18 protein-coding genes are annotated in these 15,602 nt (G+C 64.0%); 12 read left to right on the plus strand and 6 right to left on the minus strand.

Going from position 1 to position 15,602, the window contains the following annotated elements:
- Positions 1-31 precede the first annotated feature (31 nt).
- From nusG to J2W40_RS02160, 5 genes are all read left to right on the plus strand, one after another.
- Positions 32-568 (plus strand): transcription termination/antitermination protein NusG, encoded by a 537-nt coding sequence (gene nusG, locus J2W40_RS02140; RefSeq protein ID WP_310221675.1) that lies wholly within the window; start codon positions 32-34, stop codon positions 566-568.
- A gap of 264 nt (positions 569-832) precedes the next feature.
- Positions 833-1,264: a 50S ribosomal protein L11 gene (gene rplK / locus J2W40_RS02145; RefSeq protein WP_037472327.1), complete on the plus strand. Its 432-nt coding sequence runs from the start codon at positions 833-835 to the stop codon at positions 1,262-1,264.
- Positions 1,265-1,269: 5 nt separating this feature from the next.
- Entirely contained in the window at positions 1,270-1,968 is a 699-nt protein-coding gene (rplA, locus tag J2W40_RS02150) for a 50S ribosomal protein L1 (protein ID WP_037472325.1), read from the plus strand.
- A 311-nt stretch (positions 1,969-2,279) separates the two neighbouring features.
- Positions 2,280-4,070 carry a DEAD/DEAH box helicase gene (locus J2W40_RS02155; RefSeq protein WP_310221678.1) on the plus strand — a complete coding sequence of 597 codons (1,791 nt, stop codon included), beginning with the start codon at positions 2,280-2,282 and terminating at the stop codon, positions 4,068-4,070.
- Positions 4,071-4,122: 52 nt separating this feature from the next.
- Positions 4,123-5,661, plus strand: a complete 1,539-nt coding sequence (locus tag J2W40_RS02160) for a cryptochrome/photolyase family protein (RefSeq protein WP_310221680.1) — start codon at positions 4,123-4,125, stop codon at positions 5,659-5,661.
- On the opposite strand, the gene ybaL is transcribed toward J2W40_RS02160, so the two are convergent.
- From ybaL to J2W40_RS02175, 3 genes are read right to left on the minus strand one after another with little or no spacing between them, the layout of a single operon-like run.
- Positions 5,658-7,295 (minus strand): YbaL family putative K(+) efflux transporter, encoded by a 1,638-nt coding sequence (gene ybaL / locus J2W40_RS02165; protein ID WP_310221683.1) that lies wholly within the window; start codon positions 7,293-7,295, stop codon positions 5,658-5,660. The genes J2W40_RS02160 and ybaL overlap by 4 nt on opposite strands.
- 28 nt (positions 7,296-7,323) lie before the next feature.
- Entirely contained in the window at positions 7,324-7,452 is a 129-nt protein-coding gene (locus tag J2W40_RS02170) for a hypothetical protein (protein ID WP_310221684.1), read from the minus strand.
- A 52-nt stretch (positions 7,453-7,504) separates the two neighbouring features.
- Positions 7,505-7,900, minus strand: coding sequence for a hypothetical protein (locus tag J2W40_RS02175; protein ID WP_310221686.1), 396 nt, complete (start codon positions 7,898-7,900; stop codon positions 7,505-7,507).
- Between the two features lie 187 nt (positions 7,901-8,087).
- Here J2W40_RS02175 and rplU point away from each other — a divergent pair, with 187 nt between their 5' ends.
- From rplU to J2W40_RS02190, 3 genes are all read left to right on the plus strand, one after another.
- Positions 8,088-8,453: a 50S ribosomal protein L21 gene (gene rplU / locus J2W40_RS02180; protein ID WP_037472318.1), complete on the plus strand. Its 366-nt coding sequence runs from the start codon at positions 8,088-8,090 to the stop codon at positions 8,451-8,453.
- A gap of 34 nt (positions 8,454-8,487) precedes the next feature.
- Positions 8,488-8,757, plus strand: a complete 270-nt coding sequence (gene rpmA / locus J2W40_RS02185) for a 50S ribosomal protein L27 (RefSeq protein ID WP_037472317.1) — start codon at positions 8,488-8,490, stop codon at positions 8,755-8,757.
- A 274-nt stretch (positions 8,758-9,031) separates the two neighbouring features.
- The gene (locus J2W40_RS02190) at positions 9,032-9,607 is read left to right on the plus strand and encodes a GNAT family N-acetyltransferase (RefSeq protein WP_310221690.1); all 576 of its coding nucleotides are present in this window, start codon (positions 9,032-9,034) and stop codon (positions 9,605-9,607) included.
- Positions 9,608-9,638: 31 nt separating this feature from the next.
- On the opposite strand, the gene J2W40_RS02195 is transcribed toward J2W40_RS02190, so the two are convergent.
- Positions 9,639-10,175 (minus strand): GNAT family N-acetyltransferase, encoded by a 537-nt coding sequence (locus J2W40_RS02195; protein ID WP_310221692.1) that lies wholly within the window; start codon positions 10,173-10,175, stop codon positions 9,639-9,641.
- A gap of 31 nt (positions 10,176-10,206) precedes the next feature.
- On the minus strand, positions 10,207-11,058 hold the full coding sequence (locus tag J2W40_RS02200) for a metal-dependent hydrolase (RefSeq protein WP_310221694.1): 852 nt from the start codon (positions 11,056-11,058) through the stop codon (positions 10,207-10,209).
- A gap of 47 nt (positions 11,059-11,105) precedes the next feature.
- On the opposite strand from J2W40_RS02200, the gene J2W40_RS02205 reads away from it, so the two are divergent.
- The 4 genes from J2W40_RS02205 to J2W40_RS02220 all read left to right on the plus strand — a co-directional run bounded on the left by J2W40_RS02205 (position 11,106) and on the right by J2W40_RS02220 (position 14,996).
- A complete protein-coding gene (locus J2W40_RS02205; protein ID WP_310221696.1) occupies positions 11,106-11,723 on the plus strand; it encodes a TetR/AcrR family transcriptional regulator in 618 nt (205 codons plus the stop codon).
- Between the two features lie 30 nt (positions 11,724-11,753).
- The gene (gene obgE / locus J2W40_RS02210; RefSeq protein ID WP_310221697.1) at positions 11,754-12,851 is read left to right on the plus strand and encodes a GTPase ObgE; all 1,098 of its coding nucleotides are present in this window, start codon (positions 11,754-11,756) and stop codon (positions 12,849-12,851) included.
- Between the two features lie 94 nt (positions 12,852-12,945).
- Complete coding sequence (proB, locus tag J2W40_RS02215) at positions 12,946-14,076, plus strand: glutamate 5-kinase (protein ID WP_310221699.1); 1,131 nt, start codon at positions 12,946-12,948, stop codon at positions 14,074-14,076.
- Positions 14,077-14,081: 5 nt separating this feature from the next.
- Positions 14,082-14,996, plus strand: a complete 915-nt coding sequence (locus J2W40_RS02220; protein ID WP_310221701.1) for an NAD-dependent epimerase/dehydratase family protein — start codon at positions 14,082-14,084, stop codon at positions 14,994-14,996.
- A gap of 91 nt (positions 14,997-15,087) precedes the next feature.
- On the opposite strand, the gene J2W40_RS02225 is transcribed toward J2W40_RS02220, so the two are convergent.
- Positions 15,088-15,594: a CvpA family protein gene (locus J2W40_RS02225; RefSeq protein WP_310221703.1), complete on the minus strand. Its 507-nt coding sequence runs from the start codon at positions 15,592-15,594 to the stop codon at positions 15,088-15,090.
- Between the last annotated feature and the right edge of the window lie 8 nt (positions 15,595-15,602).

Raw genomic sequence — 15,602 nt, forward strand, 5'->3', positions numbered from 1 at the left:
GCCTTGGTTTTTGGGAGTTTGACACGGTAACATGGCGCGCTGGTACATCATCCACGCCTATTCGGGCTTCGAGAACAAGGTCAAGGAATCGATCCTGTCCGAAGCCGAGCGCATGGGCCTCACCCAATTGGTCGAACAGGTCGAAGTGCCCGTTGAAACCGTCACCGAAGTCAAGCGTGGCAAGAAGGTCCAGGTCGAACGCAAGTTCATGCCCGGCTATGTCCTCGCCAAGCTGGCGATGAACGACGATATTTATCACCTCGTCAAGAACACGCCCAAGGTCACGGGTTTCCTGGGGTCGATGGGCAAGCCGCAGGCGATCAGCGAGAGCGAAGCCGCCCGCTATTTCGGCGCCCGCAAGGAAGCCGAAGCCGCACCCAAGCACAAGGTCAGCGTCGATTACGAAATCGGCGACAGCGTCAAGGTGCTGGACGGTCCCTTCGCCAGCTTCAACGGCGTGGTCGAGGAACTGGATTTCGAAAAGAACCGGGTCAAGGTATCGGTGTCGATCTTCGGTCGCGCGACCCCTGTGGAACTGGATTTCGAACAGGTCGAACTGTCGAAGTAAGGATGTTTCCGTCACCCCGGACTTGATCCGGGGTCCATGAGCCTCGGCGCGGCAGGAACAAGCCAGCGTAGAGCAAATGGATCCTGACTTTCGTCAGGATGACGCAAGGCAAAATTTCTCGTCTCGCCAGCAAGAGTTGGCATGACGAATACGAGATTTCCGGGCAACCGGGAATATATGCGGGAGAAGGCCTGGCCTTCGTTTGGACCGCTAAACTTGAACCGGGCGTGCCTTTGGGCATGCCCAGCAACAGAGTGAGTGACAATGGCCAAGAAAATTACGGGCTACATCAAGCTCCAGGTGCCCGCTGGAGACGCCAAACCTGCACCGCCGATCGGCCCAGCACTGGGTCAGCGCGGCGTGAACATCATGGAATTCTGCAAGGCGTTCAACGCTCAGACCGCTGGCGTCGAAAAGGGCACCCCCCTGCCGACGATCATCACCGTTTATGCGGATCGCAGCTTCACCTTCACGATGAAGCAGCCGCCTGCCACCTTCCTCATCAAGAAGGCGATGAACCTCAAGTCGGGTTCGAAGGAACCGGGCAAGATCGTCGCTGGCAAGATCACCCGTGCGCAGTTGGCGGAAATCGCCCAGGCCAAGATGGTTGACCTGAACGCGAACGACATCGACGCTGCAACGAAGATCATCGAAGGCTCCGCTCGCGCGATGGGCCTCGACGTGGTGGAGGGCTGATTATCATGGCAAAGCTGACCAAGAAGGCGAAGGCCCTGGCCACCGCGGTTGACCGCGAAAAGTTGCACGGCGTTGACGAGGCACTGGGCCTGATCAAGACCCATGCGACCGCCAAGTTCGACGAAAGCGTCGAAATCGCGATCAACCTGGGCGTTGACCCCCGCCATGCCGACCAGATGGTCCGTGGCGTCGTCACCCTGCCCGCTGGCACCGGCAAGGACGTTCGCGTCGCCGTGTTCGCCCGCAACGAAAAGGCTCAAGCGGCGCTCGACGCCGGTGCCGACATCGTGGGTGCCGAAGACCTGCTGGAATCGATCCAGGCTGGCAACATCGACTTCCAGCGCGTCATCGCGACGCCGGACATGATGGGCCTCGTTGGTCGTCTGGGTAAGATCCTCGGCCCCAAGGGCCTGATGCCGAACCCCAAGCTCGGCACCGTGACCCCGAACGTCGCAGAAGCCGTGAAGGCCGCCAAGGGTGGCCAGATCGAATTCCGCGTCGAAAAGGCTGGCATCATCCATGCGGGCCTGGGCAAGTCGAGCTTCACCGCCGAAGACCTGCGCAAGAATTTCGACGCTTTCGTCGATGCGATCGTCAAGGCAAAGCCGACCGGTTCGAAGGGCAAATATGTCCGCAAGATCGCCCTGTCGTCTTCGATGGGTCCGGGCGTGAAGGTCGATGTGGCAGAAGTCGCCGCCGTCTGATTTTCATGTTATAGACTAAGGACAAGCCTCTTTCCTCGAAATGGGGAAGGAGGCTTTCCTGTTTTCAATTGATCCTCCCCTGACCGGGAGGCGGCTGGCGGAAAGCCGGACGGAGAGATGCAACGCGAACGAAAGGGGCAAACCCCTTCGCCACCAGCCATGCTGGCGGCTCCTGCCCTTGCCGGGTGGGAATGTGAAAATCAGAGTGTGTGGCCTATCACTCTGAACGTCTGCTTTGCAGGCGTAAGGCACAGGTCTTATGAGTATCCGTCGGAAGAGGCGGGTCGCTTAACCGACGAGAAAAACTAGACATGGCATTTGATACCCTCCCCCCCATCCTCGCCCAAGCGCTGACGACCAAGGGTTATGAAACCCTGACCGAAGTGCAGGCATCCGTCATCGAACCCGAAGCGATCGGCCGCGACATGATCGTGTCGGCCAAGACCGGATCGGGCAAGACCGTCGCCTTCGGCCTCGCCATGGCGGGCGAATTGCTGAATGAAGAAGGCCGCCTGCCCCCACCGGCCTGGCCGCTGGCACTGGTGATCGCGCCGACGCGCGAACTGGCGCTGCAGGTCAGCCGCGAACTCGAATGGCTCTATGCCGGTGCCCGCGCGCGCATCGCCACCTGCGTCGGTGGCATGGACGCCGCCCGCGAGCGCAAGGCGCTGGCGCAGGGCGCGCATATCGTCGTCGGTACGCCGGGCCGCCTGCGCGACCATCTCGAACGCGGCGCGCTCGACCTGTCGGCGCTCAAGACCGCGGTGCTGGATGAAGCCGACGAAATGCTCGACATGGGCTTCCGCGAAGATCTGGAAGGCATCCTTGATGCCACCCCCGATGGCCGCCGCACCCTGCTGTTCTCGGCGACGATGCCCAAGCCCATCGTGGCGCTGGCCCGCCGCTACCAGAAGGACGCGCTGCAGATCGCGACCACCTCGACCGAGCGTGGCCATGGCGACATCAGCTATCAGGCGATGACCGTCGCCCCGTCCGACATCGAAAATGCGGTGGTCAACCTGCTGCGCTTTCATGAGGCGGAAACAGCGATGCTGTTCTGCGCCACGCGCGACAATGTCCGCCATCTGCACGCCAGCTTGACCGAGCGGGGCTTTGCCGCCGTCGCGCTGTCGGGCGAGCATAGCCAGAACGAACGCAACCATGCGTTGCAAGCCCTGCGCGATCGCCGCGCTCGCGTCTGCGTCGCCACCGACGTCGCTGCGCGCGGCATTGATCTGCCCACACTCACCCTCGTCGTCCACGTCGAAATCCCGCGCGATGCTGAAACCATGCAGCATAGGTCGGGCCGCACCGGCCGCGCCGGCAAAAAGGGCACCGCCGTCCTGATCGTCCCCTATCCGCGCCGTCGCCGGGTGGAAGGCATGCTCAAGGGCGCCAAGATCCCGGTCGAATGGACGTCCGCACCCAGCAAGGAAGCCATTGCGGCGCAGGATGCCGAGCGTCTGCGCACCCGCCTGCTCGAACCCATGGAACTGGAAGAGTCCGATTGGGCGCTGGGCGGCGAACTGCTCGAAGCCAAGAGCGCCAAGGAAATCGCGGCCATGCTGGTGCGCTCCGCACGCGCTGCACTGCCGGCTCCTGAAGAACTGCTCGACGGCAGCGACGCCCCGGCCCGCCGTGAAGGACCGCGCCCCGGTTTCGAGGATACCCAGTGGTTCCGCATGAATATCGGCCGCACGCAAAATGCCGACCCACGCTGGATCTTGCCGCTGATCTGCCGTCGTGGCCATGTGTCGCGCGGCGACATCGGCGCGATCCGCATCACCGCCAACGACACGATGTTCGAAATCCCCAAGGCGATCTCGGCCAAATTCCTGGCCGCTGTCCGCCGCACGGGCGAAGCGGGTGACGAGGGCGCGGATGTCATGTTCGATCCCATCGACGGCGCACCGCGCGAGGAAGCCCGTGGTAACCGCAAGCAATTGCGCCCCGCCAATGGCGATCGCCCCAACCGCAGCGGCCCGCCGCGTGGCGGTCCCGGTGCCGGGTCGCGCGGCGGTGCGTCGCCGCACAGCCCACGTCCCTTCAAGGGCGCAGGCGCTGGTGGCCCGCGCAAGGGGCCGCCGCGTAGCCGGGGCTAACGCCCTTTAGGACAGGTGGGAGCCATCGGGGCCGTCGGTCATTGCAGCAGGCATGACCGACGGCCCTTTTCTTATTCCCGTGCTGGGCGACCAGCTCGACCCCGACCTCGCCGCGCTGCGCCATATTGATAAAGCGCACAGCATCGTGCTGATGATGGAGGTGGCCGACGAAACCACCTATGTCCGCCATCATAAGGCGAAGATCGCCTTCATCCTGTCCGCCATGCGCCATCATGCCGATCGGCTGCGCGCACTGGGCTGGACGGTCGACTATGTGGCGCTGGACGACCCGGCCAATAGCGGCAGCTTCTCCGGTGAAGTTGCGCGCGCCATCGACCGGCACAAGCCCGCCGCCATCCATGTGACCGAGGCCGGGGAATGGCGCGTCCGGGCGATGCTGGAAAGCTGGGAATTGCGCTTCGACCTGCCCGTCACCATCCATGAGGATGACCGCTTCCTCTGCACCCATGCCGAATTCGACAGCTGGGCCGCCGCGCGCAAGCAGTTGCGGATGGAATTTTTCTACCGCGATATGCGGCGCAAGACCGGCCTGCTGCTGACCGAGGATGGTCAGCCGGAAGGTGGCCAATGGAATTATGACGCGGACAATCGCAAGCCGCCACCCGCGCGCGACCTGTTGATGCCCCGCCCTATCCGCTTCCAGCCCGATGCGGTCACGCAGGATGTGCTGGCGATGGTCGCGACGCGCTTTGCCGACCATATCGGCAGCCTCGACCATTTCCAGTTCGCGGTGACGCATGAGGAAGCGATGCGCCAACAGCGCCATTTCCTCGACGAAGCGCTGTCCCGCTTCGGCGATTATCAGGATGCGATGCTGACCGGCGAACCGTTCCTGTGGCACTCGATCCTCTCGCCCTATATCAACGCCGGGCTGCTCGACCCGCTGGCGCTATGTCGCGCGGTCGAGCAACGCTATCGCGCGGGCAAGGTGCCGCTCAACGCCGCCGAGGGCTTCATCCGCCAGATCATCGGCTGGCGCGAATATGTGCGCGGCATCTATTGGCATGAGGGGCCGGACTATGCGCAGCGCAATGCGCTGCGGGCGACCCGCGCCCTGCCCGGCTTCTATTGGACCGGGGACACGGACATGCACTGCCTGTCCCAGGCGATCGGCCAGACGATCGATCATGCCTATGCCCATCATATCCAGCGGTTGATGATCACCGGCAATTTCGCCCTGCTCGCCGGTGTCGACCCGCATCAGGTGCATATCTGGTATCTGGAAGTCTATGCCGACGCCTATGAATGGGTCGAGCTGCCCAATACGCTGGGGATGAGCCAGTTTGCCGATGGCGGCCTGCTTGGCTCCAAACCCTATGCGTCGAGCGGCGCCTATATCAACCGCATGTCCAACTATTGCGGGTCATGCCGCTATGATGTGAAGCAGCGCGTCGGCAGGGACGCCTGCCCCTTCAACGCGCTCTATTGGGACTTCCTGGCCCGCAACCAGCGCAAGCTGGCGTCCAATCCGCGCATGGCCCTGCCCTATCGCAACTGGGACAAGATGCTGGAAGATGACCGTACCGCCATTCGCGAACAGGCGGCACGGTTCCTGGACTCCCTCGATTAGGTCGCGCCGCACAGCGTCAGCATGCGGCCCGCCAGTTCCCGCTCGCCCATGACGATATGCCGCACGCCCAGCGTTTCGAGATGCGCGACTTCGGCATCCGAATGGGCGCGAGCGATGACTTCCAGCTTGGGGTTGAGATGGCGGGCATGTTCGTGGATCGCGCCCCCTTCAAACCCTTCGGGCACCGCGATCAGCAGGTGATGCGCTTCGGCGATCCCTGCGCTGCGCAGGGACTTATCCTCCAGTGCATTGCCACGCACGACGGACAGCCCGGCCTCTTGGGCTTCTTCGACCTTCTCGGCATCATCCTCGATGATCGTAAAGGGCATCTGCCGCTCGGTCAGCCGATCGGCAATCAGCTTGCCGACCCGGCCATAGCCGACGAGGATGATATGACCGATCGCGGGACGCGCCGCCGCAACGCGCGCGGCTTCCGCAACAATCTCCTCCTGCTTGCGACCACGCACGGCCAACGAGAAAAGCAGGGGATTGAGCAGGATCGACACAATTGCGCCAGCCAGGATCAAATCGCGCGCATCGGGCGGCAATACCCCCAAAGCCGTGCCCAATGACGCAAGAATGAAGGAAAATTCGCCAATCTGGGCGAGGCTGATTGCGATGGTCATCGCGGTGTCGGCCGGTTTGCCGAACAGCCGGACGATGGCATAGGCCGCGATCGACTTGCCCACGATGATGATCGCCACCGTCGCGAGCAGCGGCAGAGGCTGCTCGATCAGCACCGACGGATTGAACAACATGCCGACCGACACGAAGAACAGCACCGCAAAGGCATCCCGCAGCGGCAACGTTTCCTCCGTGGCCCGCCTGCTCAGCGGCGTTTCACCCAGGATCATGCCGGCGAAAAAAGCGCCCAGTGCAAAGGATACGTCGAAAACATAGGCCGCGCCGAAGGCCACTCCCAAAGCGATGGCAAGGACAGCAAGGCGGAATAGTTCGCGTGATCCGGTATGCACGACCCAGTGCAGCATCCAGGGGATGATTCGCCGCCCTACCACCAGCATCAGCAGCACGAAGCCCGCCACCTTGAGCAACGTGCTTACCAGCGGTTCGATCAGTGCGCCCGCGCCCGCCTCGGCATCAGCGCTGTTCATCACGTCCGCCAGCGCAGGCAGCAGGACAAGCGCCAGCACCATGACAAGATCCTCGACGATCAGCCAGCCGATCGCGATCCGCCCGCGTCGCGTCTCGACCAGATTGGCCCCCTGAACCGCGCGCAGCAGCACCACCGTACTGGCGACCGAGAGGGCAAGACCAAAGACGATGCCGCCCATCAGCGGCCAGCCCATGAGGTGGGACAGACCCATGCCCAACAGCGTCGCCACCGCGATCTGCACCAGGGCGCCCGGCACCGCGATATGCTTGACCGATAGCAAGTCCTTCAGGGAGAAATGCAACCCCACCCCGAACATCAGCAGGATGACGCCGATTTCGGCCAGTTCATTCGCCAGCCCCGCATCGGCGACGAAGCCGGGCGTAAAGGGACCGACCATGATGCCCGCAACCAGATAGCCGATCAAAGGGGACAGCCGCAGCCTATGGGCGATAGCGCCCATGATGAAGGCGACGACGAGGCCGGCGACGATGGTGCCGATCAGAGGCGTGTGATGGGGCATGCAAGCCTTTCGAGGCGGTTAGTCTTTGTCAGGATGTCAGCGGATAGAGCATAATCACCAACAACCAGGTGGCAATGGCAAGGCCCGTCATGACGGCGAACATGAACCACCAGGGCGGGCGTCGGCGCTCGCCGCGCCGCTTGCGCTTATCAAACATGCCTACCTCCTTCTTGCGACGAAGCCCGTCGGCACGGGCGGGGATCAACTCGTCAAAAGGCAGAAGGCGGCGCGCGTGCAGGATGCGCGCGGACCAGAGGAATAGAGGCCAGGCCGATCCGCTCAGGCCCAAAAGGCATAATTCGCCGACACAGGCCGACGAGAACAACCAAAGTCACAAGACAGCCAAACAGCACGGCGGTCGGCATATCATCGCCATCGGTGCGGACGGCCTGCGCCATCTGCGGCGATGCCGGTGTCCGTGCCTTGATAACGACATCGCTGGTTGCGGGATTGAAAGCCGAACCAGTCGGCCGACTGAGCGGCGGGCCGATCGGTGCCAGCGCGGACAAGAGGGTGATAAGGATCAACGTCCACAACACGGCGAAGACGGTGCGGCGACTGGTCGGCCCGCGCGCCTCATCTGTCTCGCCTGTCCTGTGCCGCATCGGTCGCCTATGTCCTTTCGCAGCCCAGATAGGCACTGCACCAACCGAAAACCACCCCCGCTCCGCACCGCCATCGGTTGACACCCGCGAGTCATTCCACTAACGGGCCACATTCCCGCGCGGGTCGGCAAGGCGTCATGTCTTTGGTGATTTGCGTAAAGCAGATTTGAACGAGAAGAGACAAGCCATGTTCGCTATCGTGCGCACAGGCGGCAAGCAGTATCGCGTCGCCGCCGGAGACAAGATCGTCGTCGAAAAGATGGCCGGTGAAGCCGGTGACAAGATTACGCTGGACGACGTCCTGCTGGCCGGTGAAGGCGGCGATCTGAAGGATGTGGCCGGTCTGACCGTCGCAGCCGAGATCATCGCGCAGGCGAAGGGCGAGAAGGTCATCGTCTTCAAGAAGCGTCGTCGCCACAATTATCGCCGCAAGAACGGCCATCGTCAGCGCCACACGATCCTGCGCATCGTCGCAATCGGTGCCGAAGACAAGAAGGCCGCCAAGGCCGAGGCCAAGACCCAAGACGCAGCCCCGGCTGCTGCCGAAGCCTGATCGCTTCGCGCCTGATATTCTAGGAGTTTAGACAATGGCACATAAGAAAGCTGGCGGTTCGTCGCGCAACGGTCGTGATTCGGAATCGAAGCGCCTTGGCGTCAAGAAGTTCGGCGGTCAGGAAGTGATCGGCGGCAACATCATCATTCGTCAGCGCGGCACGCGCGTCTATCCCGGCCGCAATGTCGGCATGGGCAAGGACCACACGCTGTTCGCGCTGGGTGAAGGCCGCGTGGTATTCCACGCTGGCAAGCTCGGCCGCAAATATGTGTCGGTCGACGCGATGGCCGAAGCGGCAGAATAACGGACGACGAATGACGGGTCGTCCTTTTGAGGGGCGATCCTTTCGTTACGCGAACCTTTAGGTTCAAATGACGATGTTCGAGGGATAAAAGGGCGCTCCTTCCATCAGAGGGGCGCCCTTTTTCCGTTGGGCGAAACCTCCTCTTAAATTCCCTCAACCCACTGGAACTCCACGCCTTCTCGCGCGTCATGCAGGCGGGGAACATGCCAGACATCGACCGTCGTCAAGCCGTCATCATTGGCGGCTAGGGGCACGCCCAAGAGGAGAGAGAAGAATGTTCGCCCGCACCCCCCGCCTGCTGCTGCGTCCAGGCTGGATGGAAGACGCGCCCGCGCTGGCTCATGCCATCAGTGATCCTGCCATCCTGCGCAACCTGACCCACGCGCCTGCCCCCTATGCGCTGGATGATGCGCAGGCCTTCCTGTCACTGCCCCATGATTCGCGCCTGCCGCGCCTGCTCGCCTTCACCCGCACGCGCGGCGCCCCCCGCCTCGTGGGCGGTTGCGCTATTCATCTGGACGAGGATGGCACACCGGAACTGGGCTATTGGATCGCGCGGCCCTATTGGGGCCTGGGCTTTGCGACCGAAGCCGCCCGCGCGGTCCTCAGCATGGCACGCGCCCATGGTGTCCAGGGCGTTCGTGCAGCGCATTTCCTCGACAATCCCGCTTCGGGCAATGTCCTGCGCAAGATCGGCTTCCGCTTCACCGGCCGCGTCGAGCAACGTTACAGCCTCGCCCGCCAGACGATGGTCGATTCGCTGCTGTTCGAAGAAGGCGAAACCCACGGCATGCACCCGGACCCGGCCATGGACCTCTATCGCGACGCCACACAGGCGATGGCGGCCTGATAATGCGGGCGGGGGAGGTTTTCCCCGCCCGTCATGCCGAATACGGCCGTCGCGGCCGGTCGAACACCCGCATCGGCTTGTCGCCCAACACGCTATCGGCCAGCGCCACGAAACCCAGTTTCTCGGCTACCCTGATCGACGCGCCATGGTCCGGCTCGATCATGCAGCGTAGGGATGGCGCATCGAGATGGGCGTCAGCCCAGCCGACCACCGCACCCATCGCTTCGCTGGCGACGCCCCTGCCCCAAGCCTGCGGCCCCAGCACCCAGCCCGCCTCCGGCACGCCTTCCAGTTCGGGCAGGCCGCGCTCGGCGCTCAGCAGGCCTCCCTCGCCCAGAAACGCGCCGGTCGTCCGATCCTCGATCACCCACATGCCGTAGCCGAGCAGCGACCACATGCCCGCATAGCGGAGCAGGCGAAACCACACCGCCTGCGCGTCCAGCGGCACGCCGCCGACATGGCGCACCACCTGCGCGTCCGCCCATAAGGCGCGGCACGCCGCATAATCGGCATTGCCGTGCGGGCGCAGGATCAGGTGGTCGGTGTGGAGCGTCGGCGCATCGGTCATCGCCGGATAAGATCGCGCCCCACCCCGCCCGTCAAGCCGCCGACGGCAGCGGCCCGTTCATCCGCGCATCGGCATAGTCGCTGTCCACCAGCGCGATCAACGCCCGGTCATCGACCGACCAGGGATGGAAGCCGGGCTTGAAATAGCTGAGCCACGGCCCGGCCACCCGGCGCAAGATGCCCGGCCGCACCAGCGCATAGCGCAACAACCCGCCCCAAGCGCGCACGCCCGTCACACCATCCTGCCGCAGCAGGTCCATCATCCCCCGCGCCCGATGATGCAGGAAATGCTTGGTGGCGATCAGCATCATCAGCGATCGCAGCCGCCAGCGGGCAAAGCCGCTCCAGTCGCGCGTCGCATGGACCCATGTGTCATGCGCCACGCCCTTATGCTCGATCTCCTCGACCGCATGCCAGCGCCACAGCGCCGCAATCTCCGGGTCCGCGCCCTCAAGCAGACGCGGGTCGCGCAACAGTTCGTGGGCGAGGATCGCGGTGAAATGTTCCAGCGCCATGGTCGCGGCGAGGCTGACGATCGGCAGACGGCGCTTCGCCAGCTCCAGCACCCGCACCACATCGGCATCGAGCCGCGACAGCTCATAGCCATGGTCGGCCACCTGCCGGTTGAAGGCCAGATGCTCGCGACTGTGAACGACCTCCTGCTTGATGAAGGCCGCAATCTCGCCCGCCAGCCGGTCCGGCGCGCCATCGCGAAAGGCGCGGACACTGTCGATGAAATAGGCTTCACCGCGCGGAAAGGTGACGGACAGGGCGTTGAAGAAAGCCGTGGCGATCGGATCGCCATTCAGCCAATGTCGCGCGGCAGCGCGATCCCGCCCGAAACGGCGGTCGCGCGGCGTGATAGTGAGGTCGGTCGGGGTCATCTCGCACTCCTTGCTTACATTGATGTAAATAAGAGTTACTGACACCTATGTCAATAAAACGTGTTCGCCTCAGCTCGGATGAAAGCCGCCTCGCCGCGCTGGAGGCTGCGCGCATCCTGTTGATCGAAGCTGGCCCCCAGGCCGTGACCCTGAAAGCTGTCGCCGCGCAGATCGGCCGCACCCACGCCAATCTGCTCCACCATTTCGGATCAGCGGCGGGGTTGCACAAAGCGCTCGCCGCTTATTTGGGCGACACCATCACCGCCACCATCGGCGAGGCGGTGGACGCGGCGCGGCGCGGCAAGGTCAGCCCGCGCACGATCGTCGACATGACGTTCGACGCCTTCGACCGCGAAGGCGCAGGCGCGCTGGCCAGTTGGATGCTGGCGCTGGGCAATGAAGACGCGCTCGATCCGGTCGTGGAGGCGATCCACCGGCTGGTCGACAAGCTGACCGCCACCGCGCTCACCCCGCATCTGGCAGACCTCATCCGCGACAATACGCTGATGCTCGTCCTGCTGGCGCTGGGTGATTCGCAAATGGGCGGGCCGATGGCAGGCGCGCTGGGGCTTCCCCGCGAAAAGGCGCGCGAAATGGCTACGCGCAGCCTCACCTTCGCCCTGATGCAGGAGGCCGCGACGCTCGCCGCGCAGGCCGAGGTTTAACTTTTCGCGCGATGGCGCTATGGGCCGCCCATGCATTTTCTCGATCAAGCCAAAATCTTCATCAAATCCGGCTGGGGCGGCCCCGGCGCGGTCAGTTTCCGACGCGAAAAATATGAGGAATATGGCGGCCCAGACGGCGGCAACGGCGGCAAGGGTGGCGACATTATTTTCGAAGCGGTCCAGGGCCTCAACACCCTGATCGACTTTCGCTACACCCAGCATTTCAAGGCGCAGCGCGGCACGCCCGGCATGGGCAAGAATCGCTATGGCGCGGGCGGCAAGGATCTGATCATCCAGGTGCCGGTCGGCACCCAGATCCTGTCCGATCCCAAGCCGATCGAAGGCAGCGAGGACGAAGACGGCATCCTCGATTATGAGGATCAGGACATCCTCGCCGATTTCACCGAAGTCGGCCAGCGCGTCACCTTCCTGCGTGGCGGCGATGGCGGCCGGGGCAACATGTCCTACAAGACCAGCACCAACCGCGCCCCGCGCCAGCATGGCACGGGCTGGCCGGGCCAGGAAATGTGGGTGTGGCTGCGGCTGAAGCTACTGGCCGATGTCGGTCTGGTCGGCATGCCCAATGCGGGCAAATCGACCCTGATCAACCAGGTGACCAATACCAAGGCGAAGGTCGGCGCCTATGCCTTCACCACCACCAAGCCGCAGTTGGGCGTGGTGCTGCACAAGGATCGCGAATTCGTGCTGGCCGACATTCCCGGCCTGATCGCGGGCGCGGCCGAAGGCGTCGGCATCGGCGACCGGTTCCTGGGCCATATCGAACGCTGCCGTGTCTTACTCCACCTGATCGACGCCACGGTCGATGATCCGGTCGAAGCGTTCCAGATCGTCACCGACGAACTCGCCGCCTATGGCGAGGGGCTGGACGAAAAGCCGCAGATCGTCGCGCTCAATAAGGGTGACCTGTTGGGGCCGGAACTGATGGAAGACATTGCCGGGCAACTGCGCGATCAGGTCGGCGTGGAGGATGTGTTCATCATCTCCGGCGCGACCGGCGATGGCGTGGGCAAATTGCTCGACGCCATCCTGCCGATCCTGGGCGAAGCCCGCGCCGCCGCGAGGCAGGAGGCACAGGACGACGAAGACGGGACATGGTCGCCGCTATAAGCGACCTGCATGACACCCGTTCGCTTCGAGCGAAGTCGAGAAGCGGGTGCATGGCGGTTCTCGACTTCGCTCGAACCGAACGGACCATTTGCCTGTGACTCCCTCCCTCTCCGGCTTCCCCCCCGCCCTGATCCGCCGCCTGGTCATCAAGATCGGCTCGGCCTTGCTCGTCGATCCGGCGGGCAATGTGCGGATCGACTGGTTGCGTACCCTGGTCGCCGATGTCGCGGCGCGGACGCAGGCGGGGCAGCAGATCATCATCGTGTCGTCCGGCGCGATCGCGCTCGGTGCGCGCCGCCTCAAATTGCCCAAGGGCGGTCGCGGCAGCCTGGAGGATGCGCAGGCTGCGGCTGCCACGGGGCAAATCGCCCTATCGCAATGCTGGGCCAGCCTGCTCGACGAGCAAGGCATCACCGCCGCGCAGATGCTTGTGACGCTCGATGATCTCGAAAATCGCCGCCGCTATTTGAATGCCTCGGCGACGCTCGAACGGCTGATGGCCTTGCATGTCGTGCCGGTGGTCAATGAAAATGACAGCGTCGCCACCGCCGAAATCCGCTTCGGCGATAATGACCGGTTGGCGGCGCGTATCGGACAGGCAGCACGGGCTGACGCGGTTGTGCTGCTTTCCGATGTCGACGGGCTTTACACCGCCAACCCGCACGTCGATGCGAGCGCAATGCTGATCGAAACAATAGACCGCATCGACGCGCGAATCGCGGCCATGGCCGACGGTGGCTCCGCCTCCGGCATGGGATCGGGCGGCATGACGTCGAAGATCGAGGCCGCCCGCATCGCCACCGGTGCTGGCGCGCACCTCGCCATCATCTCCGGCAAGGTCGATGCGCCGCTGTCGCACTGGACCCAGGGCGGCAAGGGCTCGATTTTCCTGGCGGCGCAGGGCAAAGGCGCGCGCAAGGGCTGGCTAGCCGGTCGCCTCACCGTGCGCGGCCGCATCATCGTGGACGCGGGCGCGGAAACCGCCCTGTCGAAGGGCAACAGCCTGCTCCCCGCCGGTGTCGCCGCTGTCGAAGGCGTGTTCGCGCGCGGCGACGTGGTCGATATCGTGGCGCAGGACGGCCGGGTGATCGCGCGCGGATTGATCGAATATGATAGCGATGCCGCCGCGAAGATTGCGGGCCGCCGGAGCGAAGATATTGCCGTTCTGCTGGGCGAAATGCCGCGATCGGTCTTGGTCCATCGCGACCATATGGCGATGGTCTGACACCCATGTCCCTCCGCATTGCCATGACCGGCGCGACGGGTTTCGTCGGCGCTGAAACATTGGATCAGGCGCTGAGCGTCGGGCACCATGTTACCGCGCTGACCCGCCGGGCGCAGCCGCCACGCGCGCGCCTCAAATGGGTGCCTGGCTCGCTCGACCAGGCGGCGGGCCTCGATACGCTGGTGCGCGACGCCGATGTCGTGATCCATATCGCGGGCGTGGTGAACGCGCCCGATCGTGATGCCTTTGAAATGGGCAATGCGCGCGGCACGATGGCGGTGGTGGACGCGATGCGTAAACGTAGCGTGCGGCGGCTGATTCACATCTCATCGCTCGCTGCGCGCGAGCCGGGTCTGTCCGACTATGGCTGGTCGAAGGACTTGGCCGAACGCCATGTAAAGGCCAGCGGCCTCGACTGGACCATCGTCCGCCCGCCCGCCATCTACGGCCCCAATGATCGCGAAATGCTCGAACTCTTCCGCATGGCCAAGCGCGGCATCATGCTGCTGCCACCGGGCGGACGGCTGTCGGTAATCCATGTCGCCGATCTCGCCCAGCTATTGCTCGCGCTGGCCGACGATCGCGACCTCAGCCTTGCCCAGACCTACGAGCCCGATGATGGCACCCCCACCGGCTGGGACCATAAGGATTTCGGCGCCGCCATTGGCCGGGCGGTCGGTCGTTCAGTGCGGACCTTGGCGACCCCCGCCTGGCTGCTCGGCGTTGCCGCGCGCACTGACCGCCTGTTTCGCGGCAATGGGGCCAAGCTCACCCCAGATCGCGTCGATTATTTCTGCCATCCCGACTGGGTCGCCGCGACTAATGCCCATGTCCCCAAGCAGCTATGGATGCCGCAAATCCCGACCGAAGAGGGATTGAAGGCGACGGCGCAGGCCTATCGCAACAAAGGCTGGATTTAGGCAGTTCACATCGCCTCATTCCGTTCGGTTCGAGCTTGTCGAGAACAACGTCGTTCTCGACAAGCTCGAACCGAACGGAAGCTATTCGGCCTCAACCGGCGTCTTTTGCCCGCTGTTCCGCCAGAAATTCGCTGACCGCCTGCCCGCTGGCGTTGAGCAGCGGAAAGGTTCGCGCATCCGACAGCCAGTCGGGACGCCGCGCGCCGCTGCCATACATAGTGTCATAGACCAGGCTGAACGCCAGAAACGCCAGCGTCGCCCCGATCAACCCCTTGACCGCGCCGAAGCCCCCGCCCAGCACCCGATCGACCGGCCCCAGCACGGATTGGCGGGTGCGGCGGCCGATCGCATGGGCGACCATCTTGCCGACGCCGAAGGTAACACCGAACACCAGCACCAGCGCCAATATCGCCGCGCCGCTCGCCGTGCCGACGAAGGGTGTCAGCAGATCAGCCACCGAGGCATGAAAGAGCCGGATACAGAAGATCGCCAGCACCCACGCCGTCAGCGACAGGGTTTCCAGCACGAACCCGCGCAGCAGGCCCAATATGGCGCTGCCGCCAATGGCGAGCAGGACGATGATATCGACGGCGTTCATCGCCCGCG

Origin of the sequence: Sphingobium xenophagum, assembly GCF_031457465.1 — a bacterium.
GTDB lineage: Bacteria > Pseudomonadota > Alphaproteobacteria > Sphingomonadales > Sphingomonadaceae > Sphingobium > Sphingobium xenophagum_A.

Bases quoted from the DNA above. Each gene is read 5' to 3' on its own strand.
- nusG (WP_310221675.1), top strand. From the start codon at position 32: ATGGCGCGCTGGTACATCATCCACGCCTATTCGGGCTTCGAGAACAAG.
- rplK (WP_037472327.1), top strand. From the start codon at position 833: ATGGCCAAGAAAATTACGGGCTACATCAAGCTCCAGGTGCCCGCTGGA.
- rplA (WP_037472325.1), top strand. From the start codon at position 1,270: ATGGCAAAGCTGACCAAGAAGGCGAAGGCCCTGGCCACCGCGGTTGAC.
- J2W40_RS02155 (WP_310221678.1), top strand. From the start codon at position 2,280: ATGGCATTTGATACCCTCCCCCCCATCCTCGCCCAAGCGCTGACGACC.
- J2W40_RS02160 (WP_310221680.1), top strand. From the start codon at position 4,123: ATGACCGACGGCCCTTTTCTTATTCCCGTGCTGGGCGACCAGCTCGAC.
- ybaL (WP_310221683.1), bottom strand. From the start codon at position 7,295: ATGCCCCATCACACGCCTCTGATCGGCACCATCGTCGCCGGCCTCGTC.
- J2W40_RS02170 (WP_310221684.1), bottom strand. From the start codon at position 7,452: ATGTTTGATAAGCGCAAGCGGCGCGGCGAGCGCCGACGCCCGCCCTGG.
- J2W40_RS02175 (WP_310221686.1), bottom strand. From the start codon at position 7,900: ATGCGGCACAGGACAGGCGAGACAGATGAGGCGCGCGGGCCGACCAGT.
- rplU (WP_037472318.1), top strand. From the start codon at position 8,088: ATGTTCGCTATCGTGCGCACAGGCGGCAAGCAGTATCGCGTCGCCGCC.
- rpmA (WP_037472317.1), top strand. From the start codon at position 8,488: ATGGCACATAAGAAAGCTGGCGGTTCGTCGCGCAACGGTCGTGATTCG.
- J2W40_RS02190 (WP_310221690.1), top strand. From the start codon at position 9,032: ATGTTCGCCCGCACCCCCCGCCTGCTGCTGCGTCCAGGCTGGATGGAA.
- J2W40_RS02195 (WP_310221692.1), bottom strand. From the start codon at position 10,175: ATGACCGATGCGCCGACGCTCCACACCGACCACCTGATCCTGCGCCCG.
- J2W40_RS02200 (WP_310221694.1), bottom strand. From the start codon at position 11,058: ATGACCCCGACCGACCTCACTATCACGCCGCGCGACCGCCGTTTCGGG.
- J2W40_RS02205 (WP_310221696.1), top strand. From the start codon at position 11,106: ATGTCAATAAAACGTGTTCGCCTCAGCTCGGATGAAAGCCGCCTCGCC.
- obgE (WP_310221697.1), top strand. From the start codon at position 11,754: ATGCATTTTCTCGATCAAGCCAAAATCTTCATCAAATCCGGCTGGGGC.
- J2W40_RS02220 (WP_310221701.1), top strand. From the start codon at position 14,082: ATGTCCCTCCGCATTGCCATGACCGGCGCGACGGGTTTCGTCGGCGCT.
- J2W40_RS02225 (WP_310221703.1), bottom strand. From the start codon at position 15,594: ATGAACGCCGTCGATATCATCGTCCTGCTCGCCATTGGCGGCAGCGCC.